This is a genomic window from Chloroflexota bacterium (assembly GCA_018825785.1).
In the GTDB taxonomy this organism is placed as follows: Bacteria; Chloroflexota; Dehalococcoidia; order JACVQG01; family JAHKAY01; genus JAHKAY01.
In genome coordinates, this window is record JAHKAY010000047.1 from 1 (window position 1) to 20,041 (window position 20,041).

Below are 20,041 nucleotides of genomic sequence, written 5' to 3' on the forward strand. Positions count from 1 at the left end.
CGGCTATTTCTCCTGAAATCGATGAAGCCCGCCGCCAGCCAGGCCAGGACCAGCCCTGCTCCCCCGCCGTAGACCAGGGAATCTCGCTTCCTCATGGGGGGAGGGGGGGTGTAGCCCTGGGGCTCCGTAGGCTCTCCGGTGGACAGGTACCTCTGGGTGGAGGTAAAGTCAAGGAGTTCCTGAGAGGCGATGCTGCTGGTCAGTGCGCCGAACTGCTTCTGAAGGGAAGCAGCCTTGGCCTGGACTATCAGGTAGTCTTCGTCTTGCCGGATGTCTGCGAGACGGTTCGTCTCCTGCGCGATTGCCTTGTCAATAGACGCCCTCTGCGTATCTTCCAGGTTCTGCAAGCTAGTCAGCGCCGCCAGCAGCTTGGCCTCGGCGTCAGTCCTGGCGGCAGGGAGAGGTCCCAGGAGTTCCACTGCCGATTCCAGCGCCTGCGCAAGCTGGGCTTGCTGGGCTTCCTGGAAGGGCTCGACACTGAGCGAGATGGTGTCCCGGGCCTGGGCAACCATCTGGTCTCGCTGCCCCTTGGCCAGGTCCAGCTGGTCCTTGACCGTCTGGAACTCGGCATTCAGGCTGTCTATTCTCGCCTGGGTCATGGCCGCATCCAGGGCCTCCGTCTCAAGGGAGGCTATGTTCGTTAACACAGTACTTAGCTGTGTCTGAAGGGATTCTATCTTGCGATCCAGCTCCACGTATTCATTACTGTCTCCTACGCCGGCAAGAAGATTCAGCTGCTTGTTGATCTCGGAGCTGAAGTCTTTGCTCTGTGTCGCTTGCGCCGTCTGCAACTGGTTCAGCACCGCCTGCAGCATTCTCACCGTGTCCGCCCTCTCCGCCTGCTGTGCCTCCTGGGCAGACTGGAGATCTACCTGGATACTGTCCCGGGCCTGGGCAACCATCTGGTCTCGCTGTTCCTTGGCTAGGTCCAGCTGGCCCCTTACTGTCTGGAACTGTTCATTCATGGTGTATATTTTCACCTGGGTCTTCGCCCTATCCTCCATATTCTGGCCCAGGGCCTCCAGCTCCAAGGAGGCTATTGTGGTAGCGACGGTGCGTAGCTGGGCCCGCAGGAATGCTATCTTGCTATCCAGCTTGATGTATTCATCACTGTCTCCCATACCAGCAAGAAGATTCAGCTGCTTGTTAACCTCGGAGCTGAACTCTTTGCTCTGTGTCACTTGCAGCGTCTTCAACTGGTCCAGCACCGCCTGCAGCATTTTCTCCGTGCCCGCCCTCTCCGCCTGCTGTGTCTCCTCTAAGGACTGGATATCTATCTGGACCCTGTCCCGGGCCTGGGCAACCATCCGGTCTCGCTCTCCCGTGGCCAGGTCAAGCTGGTCTCTGACCGTCTGGAGCTGGGCATTCAGGCTGTCCATTCTCGCCTGGGTGTTCACCGCGTCCTCCGCATTCTGGCCCAGGGCCTTCTGCTCCAGGGAGGCTATTGTGGTGGCGATGGTGCGTAGCTGGGCCCGCAGGGATGCTATCTTGGTATCCAGCTTGATATATTCATCACTGTCTGCCACGCCAGCAAGAAGATTCAGCTGCTTGTCAATCTGGGAGCTAATGGCTTTGCTCTGCGTGTCCTGCAGAGTCTTCAACTGGGCCAGCACCGTCCGCAGCTGCTTCTCCGTGTCTAATCTTTCTGCCGAAAGGGGGCTGAGGGTGTCCACCACCTCCGCCGTAGCCTTCAGCATCTCGGCAAGATTGTCCTCTCCGTAGGTTATAAGGTTGGCCTGGGCTGTTTCCACGGGTTCCTTCAGCAGAGCGAGGCGCTCTTCCTGGACGGCATCCTGTTGCCTCTTTATGTCCTGGAGTTGCGCCTCCAGACTGTTTTTCCTGTCCTGGGCAAGTTGTTCTTCTTCCGCCAGGATGCGGTTCAAAAGGACCCGGGCCGTGGTCTGGGCTATGTCCTCTTTACTGGGACCTATGACCGTTATCCGGAGCGTTGATGCTGCAGGGACAGGGGAGGCCCGGACCATTTGGGAAAGCTCATCTGGGCCATAGGGCATGGAATCTGGCAGCTCCCGGCTTACTGCTTCCAGGGTGGTGGGGCTCGTGGCCTTGACGGCCAGGGCAGTAATCTGCTGCGCCGTAGTGGGGGCCAGCTTGGGGTCCAGGTAGGTCCAGGAGGGCAGGGACCCCTTGATGTAGACCTGCGAGGAGCCCGCATAGAGGGGTGGGCGGGGTTCGTTGGCGCCTGCCAGGCGAAAGGAAAGCCCCGACTCCGAACTTCCGCCAAATTTGAGAGGCCATTCCCATTGCACTGGCCCCACGACGGCCTTTGCCTCTATGGGGCTGAGGGCACGGTAGGTATAGCCCAGCCCTGCTCCCACCAGGAGACCTATGAGCAGGACATGGAACCAGCGACGAAGGAACTTGTAGTACACTTCCGGTATCATCTCTCACCTCCTGAATAGGCAACCCCGACGATATGGGCATAGGGGCGGTCGGTAAGACCTGTGGAGCACACCATGTCTTCCACGTACCCGGCCACCCGGGCGGGATTCCCCCGGACCACCGCCCTGGGGGGGACATCCCGGGTGACCACGCTCCCGGCCCCCACCAGGGCATACTCCCCAATGGTGATGAAGGGCAGCAGGGTGACATTGGCACCGATCTGGGCGCCCTGTCGGATAGTGGGGCCTCGCATGCACTGAGGGGAAAGCCGGCACCCAGGGTGCAGGTCGTTGGCCACAGTAACCCCGGGAGCCAGGAAGACATTGTCCTCAATCTCCGTGAACTGGGCTATGTAGACCTGGCTATGGACCTTGACATTGTTTCCGATGCGGCATCCGTAGTCCACGATAGAGTTACTCCATATGCGGAAATCGTGGCCTATGGTGTTCTGCTCCCGGATGATGACGTGGTGGCCGGTTTCCAGATGGTCACCAATGGTGGTGCCGGCGTAGATAATAGCGCCGCGCCTGACAATGGCCCCGGCGCCAATTCTAAGAAGGCGAGGACCTGAGGAACCGGGGCGAAGGTAGCCCAGCATGGTCCCCCTCTCCACCCGGGAGCCCTCTCCCAGCTCTACCTGACGCCGCCCGGTCACCGGGCTCCTCTCCTGGCAGGCAGGGGGAGCAACCCTTCTTCGCTCAGGCTTTGCCTTTCCCCTCCGTTGCAAAGGGACCTGGCCGCTGCCTCCAGGATGTTCACCACCCTCAGGCCCATGCGACCATCACTGACAGGCTGTTGACCGCGGGTGATGCAGTCCAGAAAATGCTGGCACTCCACCTTGAGGGGCTCCGTATTGGGGATGGAGGGAATGACCACATTCCCGTTGTGATAGTGGACGGGCCAGCCGTTACCGTTATCCTCCGCCATAGGCACTACTCCCTTGTCATAGATGCGGATCTTTTCAGCCTCAGCCATATCATCAAAGACCACCATTTTCTTGCTGCCAACCACGGTGACCCGCCTCATCTTGCAGGGGTCAAGCCAGCTAACATGGATATGAGCCAGGATGTTCCCGGGGAACATCATCTCCACATAGACCACGTCGTGGAAGGGCGGGGTGATACGGGCCGCTCCGCGGGCGCTGATGGTCAGGGGGTTCTCACCGAGCAGCCAGAGGAGGATAGACAGGTCGTGGGGGGCCAGGTCCCACAGGGCGCTGACATCGGGCTGAAACAGGCCCAGGTTCAAGCGGTTGGCATCAATGTAGTAGATCTCCCCCAGTTCGCCGCTCTTAATGTAGTCCCGCAGGAAGGCCACCGCCGGGTTATACTGGTAGGTGTGACCCACCATCAGTATCCTCTGCTGGCTATCCGCTATCTCCACCAGTTCCCTTGCCTCCTGCAGGCTTGACGTCATGGGTTTCTCTACCAGGACATGCTTGCCCCGAAGGAGAGCCTCCCTGGCTATTTGATGGTGGGTGCTGACGGGGGTAGCTATTACCACCCCTTCCACATCGCTTTCCAGAAGCTCCCGGTAGTCCTTGGTGCAGGCCACCCAGGGATACATGGCCTGGACCTGACGCAGCCTCTCCCCGTTGAGGTCGGCTACCATCCGGAACTCGGCTCCGGGAAGCTCGTGGAAGTTCCTGGCGTGCTTTGGTCCCCAGTAGCCGTAACCGATAAGCCCAATCTTTACCATAGCTACTCCTCTCTTTGCCGAAGGGCCCGCTTCACTACCGAGGGGATGGTGAGCAGGATGATCTTGAGGTCCAGGCCCAGGGAACGGCGATGAATATAGTCCAGGTCTATCCTGACCATCTCGTCAAAGGGGGTCCGGTCCCGGCCGTTGACCTGCCAGGGGCCGGTGAGTCCGGGCGTGACCGCTAGCCTCCCCTTGTGCCAGTCCTCATACATGGCCACCGCCTCGGGAATGTCCGGGCGAGGTCCCACCAGGGACATATCCCCTTTGAGGATGTTGATGAGCTGAGGGAGTTCATCCAGGTCCAGCCGACGTAAGAGAGCCCCGACGCGGGTGGCCCGCCGGTCGTCCACCAGCTTGAATACCGGGCCTGCGGGGTCCTCCTTGTAGGGCGCCCCTTCCTTGACATACCGCTCTATATAAGCTTTATATTCCCTATCGTTGTTGTTGGCTTCCATAGACCGAAACTTGAGCAGGATGAAGCGGCGGCCGTCCTTGCCCACCCGGGGCTGGGCGAAGATAGGGCTCCCCGGCGAATCCATCATCACCACCAGGGAAATAGCAACGAGGAAAGGCAACAGGATCAGCAACCCCAGGAAGGCTAACAACCGGTCCAGGGAGGCCTTGCCGATTTCATAGGGAAAGGTGCGCCAGGCCACCTCAGTCCCTCCTTGCCAGAGAGGCCCGTAGAGACCTTCCCAAGACCTTCTCCTCATACCACTGGACCTCCTTGACCAGCCCCTGCGCGAAATCCGTCCGGGGGCAGTATCCTAGGGTCTCCCTCGCCGCAGAAATATCACATACCAGGTCCAGTTTCGGCCCGGAACGGGGCCGAAACCGGGGCTCCCAGGCAATCCCGCAGAGGCGCATGATCTTCTGGGCCACCTCCAGGGTCCTGGAACCCTCCCCGGAGCCGATATTCAGAACCCGGGAGGGCCTCCTCTCCAGGGCACGAAGGGTGGCCTCCACGACGTCATCAATATAGACATAGTCCCTTATATCGGAGCTGTCCCCCAGAATGACTGGTGGCTGCCCCCGGGCCAGCATCTCCAGGGCAGTGGGTATCAACCGATGGCCCCTCTCCCCCGGTCCGTAGATAGTAGAGTATCGGAGAACGGTCGCAGGTATCTGCCTTTCCCAGGAGAAGGCCGTAAGATAGGCCTCCAGCGCCAGCTTGGTGGCTGCATAGGAGCCTACAGGATGGGGAATGTCCTCTTCTCTGACAGGCAGTCGGGCTTGGGGCCCGTAGACCAGGATGCTGCTGGAAAAGCAGACACCTTGAAGGGAAGGACCGGTCCGCTTCAGCAGGCTAATGGTCCCCAGGAGGTTGCTATTCACCTCTTCGGCGGCGCAGTCGCAAAAATCGGTAGCCGAGGGCATATGCACCCAGAGATGGGCCACCAACTCCACCTCCCGCACCACCCCTTCCCAGGGCCCTGCTTCGGTGAGGGGGCAGACCATCAAGTTCAGTCCGGGGTTGCCCAGCAGGGGCTCTAGCCTGCTTGACTGCTGACGGGGGTCAACAATAGCGGTGACCCGGGCCCCGGCCTCCAGGAGGGCAGCCACCAGCCGGGAGCCGACAAAGCCCGCTGCCCCCGTGACCAAGACTTTCTTCCCCGTCAGCGTGTCCACCCTAGACCTGGGCCTCCTTTGGCTGAGCCAGCCAGTTCTGCATTAGTTCCTCCCTCCTTAGCTGCTGGAGGTCCAGGTTCTGGGCCTTCAGCCAGTCTATGTAGTGGTGAACGCCCTCCTCAATGGCGATGCGGGGCTGGAAATTCATGGTTCGCCGGGCTTTGGAGATGTCTGCCCAGTGCCTGCGGACATCTCCCGGCCTCGGTACCATATATATGGGGGAGAGCTGGCCCTCTTGGTCCAGTTCCTTGAGCACAATATGAGCAATCTGATTTATGGATACCTCCTGGCCAGCAGCGACGTTTACTGTCGCTCCGACCAGGGCGTCGCCCTCGGCGGCCTGGATTATCCCCCTAACAGTGTCCCTCACCTCGGTAAAGTCCCGGGTCTGTTCCCCGTCCCCGAATATCACCGGAGACTGGCCATTCAGGACCCGGACTACGAACCTGGGGAGGACCTCACCATAGGGGCCGCTCCAATGTTCCCGGGGCCCATAGGTGTTGAAGGGCCGGACTATCACTGCGGGCAAGTCAAAGGTCAAGTGGCAGGCCCGCACATAGGCCTCCCCCGCCAGCTTGCTGGCCCCGTAGGGGGTGGTGGGTTCCAGGGGATGCTCTTCATCCATGGGAACCCTCTTGGCCGTGCCGTATACCTCGGAGGAGGAGACATAGACGAACCTTTGGGGGCGGTTCTTGAGAGCGGCCATGCACAGGTTAAGTGTGCCGGTGCTATTGACCTCATGGACCATAAAGGGTTCGTTTAAGGAGACCCTCAAGCACTGGACCGCGAGGTGAAAGACCAGGTCCTGACCTTGGAGGAGCTGATTCATTTTCTCCTCGTCCCGGATGTCAGCCTTCACAAACTGGATGGAGCCCCTCTCCAGGTGGTGGGAGATGTTCTGCAACCGGCCACTGGAGAGGTTGTCCACCACCATTACCGTATTGGTCTCGGCCAAGGCATCCACCAGGTGGCTGCCAATGAAGCCAGCGCCTCCGGTAACGAGAACTTTTAGATTAGCTATCTCCATGTTCGTACCTCCCAATACTGGACAAGGCTACCCTCAGCTATGAGGAGCAATAGCAGCAGCAAGGCCCCCGCCGAAAGGAATATATCCATGGTCCTCTTGGCAGGCTCATGAAGCCTTCCGGGGCGGTTAGTCGGCATGGGTCTCACCTCCGTGGGGAAAGAGCGCAGGGCGGTGTTGCTCCCAACAACTCAGCGCCTCCAGATAGGGACGGGCATAGGGGTGGTGTCGCCCGTAAAGCTCCTCCATTCTCTGCCCCATTTTCTCCAGGTGTTGGCGGAAGGCCTCCTCCATCTCTTCCCAGCCCAGGCCCAGGAGAGAGGCATACCTTGCCACCAGCTCGGCCGTTGTCTGGCTGAACCAGCCAGGCGCAAAACAGGCCAACAGGAAGTTCTTCCCTTTCCTCCGCTGCAATTCACCAAATGAGACAAGAAGGGAAAAGATGTCAAACATGGGAGGGTATTCCTCCCCGAAGTGTTCCCAATCCACCACCCCCACCCCTCCCTTTCCCCGCCAGAGGAGGTTCTGCAGGCAAAAGTCGCCGTGCTGGGGGGGTGTACCCCCTCCCCGGGCCATGGCCTGGTGGAAGTCCACCAGCCACTGGAAGGCCAGCTCCAGATAGCGGCTGGCCCGGGGAATACTGCCATTCCCTATCTCTTCCGGCAGGCGGTGCAGCAAGGGGATCCCCTCTACCGGAGCTTCCACCACTATGGTCTCCATTCCCGCTTCCAGCAGGGCCAAGGGCCGGGGTATGGAGGCTAGGATGGGGTTCCCTTCCAGCCTCGGGCGAATTAGGCTCAGGGCCCGAAATCCCCGGCGGAGGCGAGCAGCCGCAGGAGGCATCACGGCAACCTTGGCCACCGCCATCAGCCTCCCTCGGGGGTCAGTCAGGAAGACTACGACGGCATCCCCAGGCCCGCTTGTTCTGAGGGAGCCCAGAACCTCCGGGGGGCAAGGCCCTGCCATCTCCAACTCTGCCCAATGACGGAGAAGAAAGTCCCGGGCCATTTCCACCAAGGAGGGAGCCTTCACCTACCCCTCCCTCCTGGCCAGGATGAGATAATCGGGGGCCAGCAGAGGCATCAGCCCCAGGCCGGCAGCAAAACGGGCCAGCCTTCCTGCTACCCTCCCTTTCAGAGAGCGCTTATGGCGCCACAGGTCCCCCGCAGGCTCCTTCAACAGGGCCCTCTTGTGGAGGGGCAAGATCATCCCCGGGGATATGTATCCCCGCAGAGGCCAGTAGAAGGTAACCTCCGGGAAACCGGCCTCCTGTAACAACTTGCGATAGCCGCCAAGCCCATAGGTATAGGTTCTGTAGCTATCCCTTGCCTTGCCCGGTGTCCGGTAGTCACTCCGGCTCAGCTTCACCACCAGGGAAGCCAGCCAGCGGGGCATGAGGGAAGTGTAGGGCAGGCCAGAATGGTCGCGCCTTCCTCGGAAGTTGGTGTAGCCGAACCTGTTCTCTATTCCGACAAGGAGGACTCCGCCTGGCTTCAGCTTGCTCCTCATGCTTTTCAGCATGGCAAGCTGGGCCTGGCGCGGGTTGACTCCCCTCATCCATTCCCCCACCCATTCCAGCACACCTATCATCACCACAGCGTCAAAGGCTGCGTCAGGGAAAGGCAGGTTCGGTAGCGCAGCCTGGACCAGCTTCACGTTCTTCAGCCCCTCCTGCTGCATCCGGAACTGCAGGAACCGAAGCCTCTCCGCTATGGGCTCAAGACAGCAGACCATCCCATAATGGTGGGCCAGCACTTGGGCCACCGCCCCCAGCCCCGCCCCCACATCCAGCACCACCCCCTCAGAGGAGAGAGGAAGAAGAGGAAGCCAGCCAGCGCGGCCACTGGAGGCGAGGGAGACGTAGGTCGCCGGATCCCGGTCCATCAGCGCGGCGGCAAGAGCCTCCTTCCAGCCCATTTCTTTTGCCTTCTCTGTTAGCTGGAGCAACTGCTCCCGGGGGAACTCCCCCCAGTAGGGATAGTCTTCCGCAAAGCACACAATCCCTTCCCTTACCGGCCAGGCTCCCCCGCACCCGGGACAGCTTACCCCATCTTTGCCCTCCACTAAGCGGCCCCTGCAGACGGGGCATTCCAGGGGCAGGAAAGGGCTCGTCCTAGTACTGAGCAAGGCTCCCCTCCTTCTTGGCCTGCCTCACTGCCCGGCGGAAGATCCAAAGGGAAAGCGGCAGCAGCACCACCGCGAAAGCTATCAGGGCCAGTAATTCTGGCAACAGCTGGAGAATGGAGTAACCCTTGAGCACAGCCAACCTCATGGCCTCCAGGGAATAGGTCAGGGGCAACAGAGCGGAAAACTTCTGCAGGATGTCCGGCAGGACACTTACCGGGTACATGACTCCGGCCAGCAACGACTGGACACTGCCAAAGACCCAGGCTATCGGGTCTCCCTTCTTCAACACCAGGACGAAAGCTGCTGAGATGATGCCAATTCCGCTGAAAGCGAGGATGGAGAGGACCAGGACCAGGAGGGCGCTGAGGACATTGGCCTGGCTCAGGTCAGCCCCGAAGACCAGGGCCCCGAAGAGCAAGTATATGATTACGGTGAAACAGTTCATCAGATAGTCCCAAAGGCTGGAGGAGAGGAGGATGGAGCCCAGGCGGGTGGGGCTGAGGAGCATCAACTCCAGGGTGCCCATGCTCTGCCCCTCCCGAATGGCTCCAGCAAAGCCGCGCAGGGCCAGCCCAGTAAATCCTGAGAAGGCCAGGCCGACAAGGACAAAAGAGAAGTAGTCCCCGCCATAGGCCTGAAGCTGAGGCGATACCGCCTGGCCGAAGACCCGGGCCACGAAATAGAAGGTGGCCACCCCAAAGAAGATCCCCAAAAACTGAAGAACGAAGGACACCCGGTAGCTTACGTTCAGGGAGAAGTCACGCTTCAGGAAGGCCAGGGCCACACTCATCCCTCGGCTCCTTCCCCCGCCACCGCCGACATGAAAATCTCCTCCAATGGGGGCTCCTGGAGGGTGCAGGAGGTGACGTTCGCACCCCTGTAGACCAGGAACCTCAGGACCTCGGGCAAGGCTAGCTGACGGTCCGAGAGCTTCAGCTCCAGGTGCCACAGCCCGTCGTCCTGGGCGAGGGTCCGCCATCGGAAGACGCCAGGGATAGCCTCCAGCCCGTCCAGGGCCCCGTTGTTCAGCTTCTCCACTGTAAGCAGGCATGTCTCCTGCTTCTGGAATAGCCCCCTCAGCTCCGGGATGGTGCCGCAAGCCAGGATCCGGCCCCGGTGCATAATGGCCAGGCGGTCGCAGAGCTGCTCGGCCTCCCCCAGGTGGTGAGTGGCCAGGACCATCGTTCTCCCCGAGCACACCACCTTATCCCGGAGGAACCGGCGCACTGCCCGGGCGCTGAGCGGGTCGAGGCTCCGGGTGGGCTCGTCCACAAAGAGCAGTCGGGGCTGCCCAAGGAGGCCCCGGGCGATGGCGAGCTTTTGCCTCATCCCCGTGGAATAATTTTGAAAACGCACATCCGCCTGGTCCCGGAGGCTCACCATGTCCAGGAGTTCGTCAATATTCTCCCGCAGACTTGCCCCGGGGAGGCGATAGAGGGCACCAAAGAACTCCAGGTTCTCCCGGCCGGTGAGTCTCCAGAAGAAGCTCCGCTCCTCGGCGCTGACCAGGCCCACCATCTCCTTGACCTTCTGCTCGTCCCGGACCACGTCGTGCCCGAAGACGGTCGCCTTCCCCAAGGTGGGCAGGATCAGAGTGCAAAGGAGCTTCATCAGGGTGGTCTTGCCCGCCCCATTGGGCCCCAGGAGGCCGAAGAGCTCCCCCTCTCTCACCTCTAGGTCCACCCCGGCCACAGCTGTGACCTGCTCCTGGCGGCCCACGAGGCCCTGGAACAGGGCCTTGTAGCCCTTTTCCCTGGGGAAGCGCTTGGTCAGGGCGGAGGTCCTGATGGCCAGAGTCACGTTTTCCTCCAGGTGAATCTCTGCACACACCGCCAGGGCATGCGGCCAAGACGTATCACCCAGGAGCGGTGCCAGGGGCGCCAGGGAGCGAGCCGGTAGACCGAGAGGTTCAGGAGGCGACCCAGCCCCGTGCCCAGCCTCATGCGGCGGCCGTCCCTTTGTATCTCCACCACCATCCCCAGCACCTGCTCCGCCAGGATAGGGGCATCTGCACCAACCACGTTGTCCCCCTGGGCGATGAACATGAGTCGGCCATCCTTCTCCACCCTCCGGACGAGGCGGTGAACCATGTGGGAGGTGCCCCCCCGGTGATAGAAGATTATCTCCCCCGGCCGGAGCCGGGCCGGGGCCACCGGCTCCACTAGGAGGACATCCCCGCCCCGGATAAAGGGGTGCATGCTCGACCCCCCGGCCTGGAAGCGGAAACTGCCCCCCCGCCCCAGCACCTCTTGGGCCAGGGCGTGAAAGTCCGAGGAGCTCAGCACCCTGCTATTTGCTTCTGACATGATGCAGCACTGTCTCCACGGCGCTATCGTCAGGCAGAAACCCCAGTTCATAGCTAGGGACTTTCTGGGTCAGCTCGTCAATGAAGCCCAGGATGAACTCCATCCCTGAGGCCAAGTAGAAAGGAGGGAAACAGCGGACCAGCAGCCGTCTGGCGGCATCCCCTGGGGCCAGGGACTGGATATAGTTCTTCGGAGCTTGCTTTAGGAAATACAGCCCTTCCAGGGGGGCCTTCCCGGGCAGGGAGGCCCAGGCATCCCCGTGCCAGGGGGTGCCGTGCATGAAGAAGCGGCCCCCCTCTTTGCGAAGAATGAGGCGGTCATCGCTGAGGATGGGAACTTGCCGCTTTTGCCAAAGGCGGGCCGTGGTGCTCTTCCCCGCCCCTGAGACGCCGACGAAGGCCAGCCCCTTACCCCCCATGTCTATCCCGCAGGCGTGTATGTCCATCCCCCCCCCTCCCCGCGCCAGATAGTTGACCATAAGAACCTCGTCAAAGGGGTACAATACCGGGCAGACAGAGCGTGCCGGCCTGTCGTCCGTGGGCCGAAAGTAAAGGTCCCCCTGGGTGAAGTCCTCCTTGAGGATGGCTAAACTGTAGGGCAGTGGACCAAAGACCGGGGAGGTGAAAGAGAAGACGTATTTCCCTTGGGAGCGGTGAAGGGTCCAGAAGCTCCCGGTATCAAACAGCTTCTCCTCCAGCGCCAGCGTGGGGAGTTGCCCGTAGTGTACCCGGATGAGGATGTCGGCCTGCCCGTCGTCCACCAGGAACCTGGGATGGGCGTCGCTGATCTCGAGGAGCACACTCTCTGAGACGAATCTCACTGTCACCCCTGCTATCCTCATCTTCAGTTCTCTGGCCATAATGGTGTCTTTCACTTCCATCCCTCCTTCCCCCTGACCCTCCTATGGGACCGGTGGCTCCGGGGCGGCGGGCCCCGAGGGCCCGCCGCCCGGTATGACGCCGCCGTCTAGTACCTGAGCCCCGCGCCTACGCTAGTACGGTCGACGGGCTAAGAGCCGACCCACAGGCACTGCCGGCCAGGCGGAACACCGACACAGTCGGCACCCCCGAATCCCGGGCCTTCGTACAGCGCCTCAACCTTGCAGTTGCCAAGCACGGCCTCGGAAGGCCGCAGCTCAACCATGCTGACCTCAGGTGTTTCGTAAAGACTCTTCATGCCCATCACCCCCTTTCACCCACAGTATTTGTAGCAGACAGCGACGTCTGCGGGGCTCCATGATTCTGTAAGTCCCTCAGCCCATAGGTCTCAACCCGGAGGTGGGCCAGGCGGCAGAGGAAAGGCACCACTGACTCCGGGTCTCCGTTCTCCTGCTCGGAAAACGGCGGGCACCGCCCGCAGAGGTTCACCAGGTCGCAGTGGAGGCAGGCGAAGTCCTTGGTGCACCGGGTGTTCTTTACCGCCGGCAGGAACTTCTCCCAGGCCTCGGCAAAGGTGCCCTTACGCAGGTCATAATGGGGATTGCGGGCCTCGATGCAGAGCGAAAGCCGGCCGAAGGCGTCTACGAAGAAGCTATGCACTCCGCTGCCGCACCAGTAGAGGAACTTAGATTCAATAGGATGCAGGAAGTTCTCTGCGAACTCCCGCCAGGCCCTCGGCCGGTCCTCATCCTCTAGCTCCAGCTGGATAACCTCTTGAGGCTCCAGCCTTACCCGGTAGGGGTCCTTCATCCCGTCCAGCCTGGGCCATACTATGGGGTCATAGCGGAACTGAGCGCCCAGCTTCTGAGCATACTTCTGGATGTCACCAATCTCGTGCCGGTTCAAAGTCAAGGCCATAGCCTTTATGACCAGGGAGATACCACGCTCTGCCAGAAGTTCTATCCCCCGGATAGCCCGGTCGAAGGAGCCGGGGACTCCGGTGACCCGCTCGTAGGTCTCCCTGGTGGCCCCGTATAGGGTTATCTCCACGGCCTGTGGCCGCCAGTGATGGAGAAAGTTGGCTATCTCCGGGGTGACCAGGGTTCCGTTGGTAAAAAGGGTAATTAAAAAGCCCTTCTTCTTGGCATAGGCATAGATATCCAGGAAATCCCGGCGCACCATGGGCTCCCCGCCGGTAATGAGGAGCCACAGGCAGCCCGCCTCGGCTAACTGGTCCAGGAGATGGCAATACTCCTCGTAGCTGAGCTCCTCCCTATCCGGCTCCACCGGGCAGTGGGTGACATAGCAGTGGACGCACCGGTTATTGCAGCGGGGGGTTATCTCCAGGGTTCCTTGAAGGGGGATCCTGAGACCCGACACCCTTCTATTCAGCCCAACCCCCCAGTCAGCATAGCTGAAGGAGGGTACCTCACAGACCCCCATGCCTATGCTTCCCCTTCAACCGGGATGACCATTTTCAGCTCTTCCAGGCGGCTAGCGAAGCGCAGGGTGTCCTTGGTAGCCCTCTCCAGGTCTACCTCGAATTCCTCCACAATGGTGAGGGCGATATCGGCCACAGGGCGCTTGCCGTCCAGCAGCGCCCAGATACGCGCAGCCACAGGGTTCAGGCTATAGAAGTAGGCCAACTGGCCTGCTTCCTGGCGGATGGGCACCAGGATGAGCTCACCAGCGATCTTCCTGGCCACCATGTTGCCGTCCTTCTGGTAAACCTTGCCTATCTTAGAAAACCTTGCCTCTCTAATCTCGAACACCTTTGCCTCCTTCTCCTCTTCTCATTCCTCTGGAGTCGTGGCTGCAAGAGCAGATAAAGCCTTGCTTCCCTGGCTCTGAACAGCGAGACCAATGCCGCCTGTGGAAAAATGCAGTTCCTCGCTCATTTCACCGTCACCGACTTGGCCAAATTTCTGGGCCTGTCCGGGTCCAGCCCCCGGCAAACGGCCGAGCAATAGGCAAAGAGCTGAAGGGGGATGACGCTCACCAGGGGATAGAAGATGTCCTCTACCCGCGGGATAGGGAGCCAGGTGCTGAAGATCTCGTTGTCGGCATCGGAGACGCCGATGACGAAGGCCCCCCGGGCCCTGGTCTCCATGGCATTGCCCAGGGACTCATGGTAGGTATAGTCCTGGGGGGCAATAGCGATGACAGGGGTACCCTCCTCAATGAGGGCCAGGGTCCCGTGCTTCAGCTCCCCGGCGGCCATACCCTCCGCGTGGACATAGCTTAGCTCCTTCAGCTTCAGAGCCCCCTCTGTGGCCACAGCAAAGTTGATGCCTCGGCCCAGGAAGTAGAAGTCCCGCTTGTCCACGGTGGCCCTGGCCAGGTCCATGACCTTCTCCAGGTAGCCCGGGGTCAGCATAGCCCTTATCTCCTGTGCGACCAGGGAAAGCTTGTCCTGGGCAGTCTGCACCCCGTTGGCCATGGCATGGGCCAAGAGATAGAAGATAGCAAGCTGGTTGGTAAAGCTCTTGGTGGCGGCGACACCCAGCTCGGGCCCGCAGTTGAGATACATTGACTGGTCGCTCATCCTCACCAAGGAGGAGGCCGGAACGTTGACCAAGGACATGACCTGCGCCCCCCTGGCTCGGGCCTGTCTTACCCCCTCCATGACGTCCGCCGTCTCCCCGCTCTGGGACACGGCGATGACCAGGGTATTCTTGTCAATAGAGTCGCTGAAGTATTGGAACTCGGAGGCCATGACCACATCGCAGAACTTCCCGGCCAGCTTGGAGAAGAGATACCTGCCGATGATGGCCGCATGGCGGGAGGTGCCGCAGGCGGCGATGACCACCTGCCTGGCCCGAAGGATTGCCAGGGCGAGATCCAGGAGGACCCCCCGGTCCTGGGCCAGAGCCATCTCCAGGGCCTGGGGCTCTTCCATGATCTCTTTCAGTGTATAGTAGGGATACCCGTTCTTGTTGGGAGTATCCCACTGCTTGGTCAGGGGTAGGGGCTCCTTTTCCTTCCCGCACCCGTCGGGGCCGTAGAAGCGCACCGCACCATTACCTAGAAGCACCGTTTCGTCTTCTTCCACCAGGTAGAATCCCCGGGCGCGACCGCCCAGACAGATAAGGTCGCTGGCCAGCCATGAGCCCCCCTCCCCCACCCCCACCACCAGGGGGCTGTTCCTCCTGGCCCCCACCATGATGCTGGGATAGCGGCTGAAGACCACCGCCAGGGCATAGGACCCAACAACCCGCCGGGTGGCCTCCCTTACTGCTTGCTCCGGGGGCAGGCCATTTTCGAGGTATTCCTCAATGAGGTGACATAGCACCTCTGAGTCTGTCTCCGAGGCGAAGGTATGCCTGCCTTCCAGCTCTCGGCGTAGCTCCTGGTAGTTGTCAATGATGCCGTTGTGCACCAGGGCTAGCTCCCTCTTGCAGTCAAAGTGGGGGTGGGCGTTGGACTGTGTTACCCTGCCGTGGGTGGCCCAGCGCACATGCCCGATGCCAACCTGGCCGGGCAGTCGGTCCAGACCGTGCCGTGCCTGGACCTCTTCCACCTTCCCCACATCCTTCTGGTGCCATACCTCCCCTTCCCAGACGGTGGCCACACCAGCCGAGTCATAACCGCGGTAGTCCAGGAGCCTCATGGTCTCCAGGAGGAGAGGGGCCGCCCTCTCCTTACCAATGAAGCCTACGATTCCGCACATAGGCTCCGCCTCAGGCTTTCCAGGAAGGCCTCCCTGTTCTCCGGGTCATAGCGGAACGGGTTGTCCTTCACCCGCACCGGTATGTCGGCCCGGAGGAGCCGGCCGGGCTCCACATCTTCCTGCACATTCACGAAGGAGCCAATAATGCTCCCTGCCCCTATCCGCACCCCCGGGTCAGCCACCCAGTGAAACCCCGTCTTACAGCGGTCTCCGAACATGGCCCCCAGCTTGTCCGTGCCCGTATCCACCATCTGCTCTCCTATCCGCACCTTAACCGTCTGCTCATCCCAGCGCATGTTGGCGATACCCCCAAAGCTAGCGAAGGCGCAGCCCCGGCCGATAACCGAATCAAGTACGCCGTTGGCAGCATGGAACCAGCAGCTGTCACCCACATAGCTGTGCTTGAACTCAGCTGCAATGCCGGTAACACTGTTATCGCCCAGATGGGTTGAGCGGACCAGGCTGAAATTGCCCACCACGCTGTTCTTACCGATGTAGCAGGGCCCTCGCAGGATGGCAAACTCCAGGACTCTGGCCCCTTCATCAATGAAGACCTCCCCGTCTATTACCGCCTTATCTGAGACCCGGGCGCTGGCGGCGATGTGCCTCTTGATGCGCCCCAGGAAGTAGTCCATGGCCCGCAGGATATCCCATGGGTACTTGATGGCGGTCCAGGGGCCGCCGTAGGGGACCACCCGGCAACGGTAACCCTCCTGGGCCATACTGGTGAGGGTCCGTTCATACCCGTCGTCGGGGGTCTCCTCCATACCCCGCAGGTGCTCCAGGAAGACCCCGATGTCGGCAAAGCGGTGCAGGACCACATTCACCAGGTCGCTGGGCTCCTCCCCCCTCTTGGGCTTCTCCACAATGGCGTCGAGTTCCCCGTTCCCCCGCAGCAGGAGATAGCCGCCGGGGAAATAGCACTTGGTCCGGTGGCCCAGGATGCTGCAAAAAGAGGAGTTCTCCCCATCCAGGATGGCCCTGTATGCGGAGCGGTCCACTATGTCGTTGGAATTGACCACCAGGGTCTCCCCGGCCAGAAGATGACGTGCCGAGGCCAGAGCGTGGGCCATGCCCAGTGGCTTCTCCTGTGCCGCCAGCTCAAAGCTGGCCCTGGGAATACGCCCCACAATTTCCCTTATCCTCTCTATGTTCGCCGGGTTGCCGATAAGAACAAAGTCCTTTATGCCAGCCTCCTGGGCCAGCGCAATCTGGTGCTCCAGGAGGGTCTTGCCGAGGAACTTGAAGAGGAACTTGTCCTCAGTGAAGGGGAACATTCTTCTGCCGATGCCGCCGCAGAGAAAAACCGCCCTCATCTGGCTGCCCCTCCATTGAGCAGGCTTTCCACATATTGCTGGCCCATGCCCACCAGTGCCCGGGCTCTCTCGGGGGAGGTGGCCTCTGCTATCACCCGGATGACGGGCTCGGTCCCGCTGGGGCGAAGGAGCATCCAGGCATCGTCAAACTCCAGCCGGAGGCCGTCCAGGGTGTTTACCCCGGTGGCTCCGAAGAGGGGGCCCTGTGTTCTCAAGGGCTGGCCCACCCTTTCCTTTTTCTCCCGCGGGCAGGGGACCTTTGCCTTTTCCAGGAACAGCCGGGGGAGAGTCCCCAGGAACTCCCTGATATCTCCTATCTGCCGCAGCCGCGAGAGGAGGAGGAGACTGGCAAAGATGCCATCGGGGTAGTAGCCCATGGAGGGGAGGATATAGACGCCGACCGGCTCCACCCCCAGGGCCGCCCTCAGCTGGCGGCAGAGATGGGCAACGGGTCCATCCCCCACCTCCCCCCGTACCACCTCCCCCCGGCCCCGCAGGGCAAGCTCCAGCAGCCTTCCCGTCTCCACGGTGGCCGCCACCCTTCCCCCCGGTGAATCCCGCAGCATCAGGTGGGAGAGGAAAGCGAGCATCTCGTTGAAGCCCAGGAACCCCACGCTATCGCAGAAGGCCACCCTGTCACCGTCCCCGTCAAAGCACACGGCTATATCGCCGCCCTTCTCCCGGAGGAACTCCACTGTCCCCTGCAGGCTGAGCTCGGTGGGCTCAGGCCCCCGTCCGGGGAAGAGACCATCGGGCTCATCATTGACCGCCGCCACTTCCAGCCCTAGCTCCTCAAAGAGACGGGCGACAAATCCCGCCGTGGCCCCATTCCCCGGGTCCACCACCACCCTCCAGGAGCGGGACAGGGGGGGAAGTCGGCGGCAGAGAAGGTGATAGTAGGTCCCCAGGCCCTGAAGGTCGTGGTCCAGCGTCCCCCGGGATGAGTTGCTGAAGCGGCCCTCCCTGTAGATTGCCTCTAGCTCCTGCTCCTGTCGGCGGCCGTAGGCGAGGCCGCTGGAGTGGAAGAGCTTGACACCGTTGTACTGGGGGGGGTTGTGGGAGGCGGTAATCATGGCGCCGGCGGCAAACCCCAGCTCCTGGGTGAGGAGGGCCAGGGCGGGGGTGGGGAGAATTCCCCAATCGGCCACCCGGGTCCCCGATGAGACCAGGCCAGAGACGAAGGCTTCTTTCAAGGCCCCGCTGCTTTGTCGGGTATCGGAGGCCACCGCCACCCTGGCCCCATCGGTCAGGGAGGAGCCCAGGGCCTTCCCCACCCCAAAGCAGAGCTCGTGGGTGATTTCCTCCCCTACCAGGCCCCTGATGCCGCTGGTGCCAAAAAGCCGGGGCACTATGCCCTCACCCCCACAGCTACAGGCAGGGTGGGGAAACCCAGCCCTATCCCCCGATAGATAAAGCCCCACCGCGCCATCTCCTCAGGTTCAAAGAGGTTCCTTCCATCCATGAAGATGGGTTGCCTCATTAGCGACCGGACCCTGGGCATGTCCAGATGTTTGAACTCCTCCCACTCGGTGATAAGGAGCAGGGCATCGCAGCCCTGAGCCAGCTCATAGGGGTCAGAGCAGCAGTTTAGGCGGGGATAGAGCTGAGCGCAGGCGGACATGGCCTTGGGGTCATAGGCCCTGATGAGGCTCCCCGCCGCCTCCAGAAGGCGGATAATATCCAGGGAGGGAGCCTCCCGTACATCCTCGGTGTTGGGCTTGAAGGCGAGGCCCAGAAGGCCCACCACCCTACCCTCCAGGCTGCCTAGAAGGGAATGGAGCTTCTCCACCGCCATAGCCCGCTGGCGATAGTTGGCCTTGACCACCGCCTTCAACACCTGGCAAGAGGCCTTGTTGGCCTTTGCCATGTAGATGAGGCTCCTCATATCCTTGGGCAGGCAGCTGCCCCCCCAGCCCAGGCCGGCCTTCAGATAGGCCTGCCCCAGGGTACTATCCAGGCCAAGGGCCCGGGAGACCACCCGCACATCAGCCCCTATCCCTTCACAGATGGAAGCAATCTCGTTGATGAAGCTGATGCGGGTGGCCAGGAAAGCATTGTGGGTGTATTTGATAAGCTCAGCAGTCCGCAGGCTGCAGATAACTGTGGGGCTAGCCAGCCCGTCGTGAAGCCCTGCTATCGCCTCGGCGGCAGAGAGGTCTCCAGAGCCTATGATGATGCGGGCCGGCTTCATGAACTCCTCTATGGCCGTCCCCTCCGAGAGGAATTCCGGGTTGAATACCATCGGCACCACCCCACCCCGTTCCGCGGCCAGGAGCCCGCCAACCCTTTCCGTGGTCCCTACCGGCACCGTGCTCTTGATGACGACAATGCTCCCTTCATCCATGGTGCGCGCAACTTCCTTGGCGGCGGCGCGCAGGTACCTGAGGTCAGTCCTCCCCCCGGGAGAGGAGGGTGTGTTTACGGCAATGAAGATGGACCCCTTGCCCCCTACCCCCTCCCTGTAGTTGGCGGTGAAGGAGAGGCGACGGGTGGCCAGGTTGTGGCGTACCATTTCCTCCAGTCCCGGCTCAAAGAAGGGAATGGTGCCCTGTTGCAGGGCCTCTATCTTTCTCGAGTTCACGTCCAGGCAGCTCACCCGGTGTCCCAGCTCGGCAAAACAAGCAGCGGTCACCAGCCCGGCATGCCCGGCACCAACGACTGCAATCTTGGACATATTCATTTCTTACTTTCGCAATTGTATGGGGCCCTCGGTTAGCAGGGGGTGTATGTATAGTAGGAACTCGGTTAGAGTTTGTTTCGCCCATCTAGAGGAGAACATTTCGCACTATCCTGGCGGCCTGGCCTCGTGGTGCCTGTCCCAAAGCCGAGAGCGCCTCGCAGTGGCCCCGGGACCGGCTAGGGATAGGTGTGAACAGGGAGGGACGAATTAGTATGAAGGTTAGAGAGAAGCGCCGAGGGCTCCGGCTGCAGTAGGGGCTGCCCTGAGAAGCGCCAAACATATGTAGGAGGCTACGGAGATGAGAAATAGC

18 protein-coding genes are annotated in these 20,041 nt (G+C 61.3%); all 18 read right to left on the reverse strand.

Annotated elements, in window-relative coordinates:
• Window positions 1-2,402 (reverse strand): hypothetical protein (locus KJ624_06675; protein ID MBU2009499.1); only part of this gene is annotated, 2,402 nt, incomplete at its 3' end.
• Window positions 2,399-3,055, reverse strand: coding sequence for an N-acetyltransferase (locus KJ624_06680; protein MBU2009500.1), 657 nt, complete (start codon window positions 3,053-3,055; stop codon window positions 2,399-2,401). The genes KJ624_06675 and KJ624_06680, both read right to left, overlap by 4 nt.
• Complete coding sequence (locus KJ624_06685; GenBank protein ID MBU2009501.1) at window positions 3,052-4,098, reverse strand: Gfo/Idh/MocA family oxidoreductase; 1,047 nt, start codon at window positions 4,096-4,098, stop codon at window positions 3,052-3,054. Before KJ624_06685 ends, KJ624_06680 begins: the two co-directional genes overlap by 4 nt.
• Before the next feature lie 2 nt (window positions 4,099-4,100).
• The gene (locus KJ624_06690) at window positions 4,101-4,757 is read right to left on the reverse strand and encodes a sugar transferase (GenBank protein ID MBU2009502.1); all 657 of its coding nucleotides are present in this window, start codon (window positions 4,755-4,757) and stop codon (window positions 4,101-4,103) included.
• A 1-nt stretch (window position 4,758) separates the two neighbouring features.
• Window positions 4,759-5,730, reverse strand: a complete 972-nt coding sequence (locus KJ624_06695) for an NAD-dependent epimerase/dehydratase family protein (GenBank protein ID MBU2009503.1) — start codon at window positions 5,728-5,730, stop codon at window positions 4,759-4,761.
• A 1-nt stretch (window position 5,731) separates the two neighbouring features.
• Window positions 5,732-6,757, reverse strand: a complete 1,026-nt coding sequence (locus KJ624_06700) for an SDR family NAD(P)-dependent oxidoreductase (protein ID MBU2009504.1) — start codon at window positions 6,755-6,757, stop codon at window positions 5,732-5,734.
• Window positions 6,758-6,883: 126 nt separating this feature from the next.
• Window positions 6,884-7,786: a phosphotransferase gene (locus KJ624_06705; GenBank protein ID MBU2009505.1), complete on the reverse strand. Its 903-nt coding sequence runs from the start codon at window positions 7,784-7,786 to the stop codon at window positions 6,884-6,886.
• Entirely contained in the window at window positions 7,787-8,818 is a 1,032-nt protein-coding gene (locus KJ624_06710) for a class I SAM-dependent methyltransferase (protein ID MBU2009506.1), read from the reverse strand. It abuts the gene before it with no gap.
• 49 nt (window positions 8,819-8,867) lie between these two features.
• On the reverse strand, window positions 8,868-9,671 hold the full coding sequence (locus KJ624_06715; protein MBU2009507.1) for an ABC transporter permease: 804 nt from the start codon (window positions 9,669-9,671) through the stop codon (window positions 8,868-8,870).
• Window positions 9,668-10,681: an ABC transporter ATP-binding protein gene (locus tag KJ624_06720; protein MBU2009508.1), complete on the reverse strand. Its 1,014-nt coding sequence runs from the start codon at window positions 10,679-10,681 to the stop codon at window positions 9,668-9,670. The genes KJ624_06715 and KJ624_06720 overlap by 4 nt, the downstream gene beginning before the upstream one ends.
• On the reverse strand, window positions 10,678-11,166 hold the full coding sequence (locus KJ624_06725; GenBank protein ID MBU2009509.1) for a signal peptidase I: 489 nt from the start codon (window positions 11,164-11,166) through the stop codon (window positions 10,678-10,680). The genes KJ624_06720 and KJ624_06725 overlap by 4 nt, the downstream gene beginning before the upstream one ends.
• Window positions 11,167-11,170: 4 nt before the next feature.
• Window positions 11,171-12,067: a hypothetical protein gene (locus KJ624_06730; GenBank protein ID MBU2009510.1), complete on the reverse strand. Its 897-nt coding sequence runs from the start codon at window positions 12,065-12,067 to the stop codon at window positions 11,171-11,173.
• 301 nt (window positions 12,068-12,368) lie between these two features.
• A complete protein-coding gene (locus KJ624_06735; protein MBU2009511.1) occupies window positions 12,369-13,445 on the reverse strand; it encodes a radical SAM protein in 1,077 nt (358 codons plus the stop codon).
• A 65-nt stretch (window positions 13,446-13,510) separates the two neighbouring features.
• On the reverse strand, window positions 13,511-13,837 hold the full coding sequence (locus KJ624_06740; protein ID MBU2009512.1) for a PqqD family protein: 327 nt from the start codon (window positions 13,835-13,837) through the stop codon (window positions 13,511-13,513).
• 122 nt (window positions 13,838-13,959) lie between these two features.
• A complete protein-coding gene (gene glmS, locus KJ624_06745; protein MBU2009513.1) occupies window positions 13,960-15,735 on the reverse strand; it encodes a glutamine--fructose-6-phosphate transaminase (isomerizing) in 1,776 nt (591 codons plus the stop codon).
• Window positions 15,720-17,051 carry an NTP transferase domain-containing protein gene (locus tag KJ624_06750; GenBank protein ID MBU2009514.1) on the reverse strand — a complete coding sequence of 444 codons (1,332 nt, stop codon included), beginning with the start codon at window positions 17,049-17,051 and terminating at the stop codon, window positions 15,720-15,722. Before KJ624_06750 ends, glmS begins: the two co-directional genes overlap by 16 nt.
• Entirely contained in the window at window positions 17,048-18,400 is a 1,353-nt protein-coding gene (locus KJ624_06755) for a hypothetical protein (GenBank protein MBU2009515.1), read from the reverse strand. The genes KJ624_06750 and KJ624_06755 overlap by 4 nt, the downstream gene beginning before the upstream one ends.
• Window positions 18,400-19,725 carry a UDP-glucose/GDP-mannose dehydrogenase family protein gene (locus KJ624_06760; protein MBU2009516.1) on the reverse strand — a complete coding sequence of 442 codons (1,326 nt, stop codon included), beginning with the start codon at window positions 19,723-19,725 and terminating at the stop codon, window positions 18,400-18,402. The genes KJ624_06755 and KJ624_06760 overlap by 1 nt, the downstream gene beginning before the upstream one ends.
• Window positions 19,726-20,041 lie beyond the last annotated feature (316 nt).

Coding starts and splice junctions, on each gene's coding strand:
- KJ624_06685 (MBU2009501.1), bottom strand. CDS start 4,098: ATGGTAAAGATTGGGCTTATCGGTTACGGCTACTGGGGACCAAAGCAC.
- KJ624_06700 (MBU2009504.1), bottom strand. CDS start 6,757: ATGGAGATAGCTAATCTAAAAGTTCTCGTTACCGGAGGCGCTGGCTTC.
- KJ624_06715 (MBU2009507.1), bottom strand. CDS start 9,671: ATGAGTGTGGCCCTGGCCTTCCTGAAGCGTGACTTCTCCCTGAACGTA.
- KJ624_06730 (MBU2009510.1), bottom strand. CDS start 12,067: ATGGAAGTGAAAGACACCATTATGGCCAGAGAACTGAAGATGAGGATA.
- glmS (MBU2009513.1), bottom strand. CDS start 15,735: ATGTGCGGAATCGTAGGCTTCATTGGTAAGGAGAGGGCGGCCCCTCTC.
- KJ624_06750 (MBU2009514.1), bottom strand. CDS start 17,051: ATGAGGGCGGTTTTTCTCTGCGGCGGCATCGGCAGAAGAATGTTCCCC.
- KJ624_06760 (MBU2009516.1), bottom strand. CDS start 19,725: ATGTCCAAGATTGCAGTCGTTGGTGCCGGGCATGCCGGGCTGGTGACC.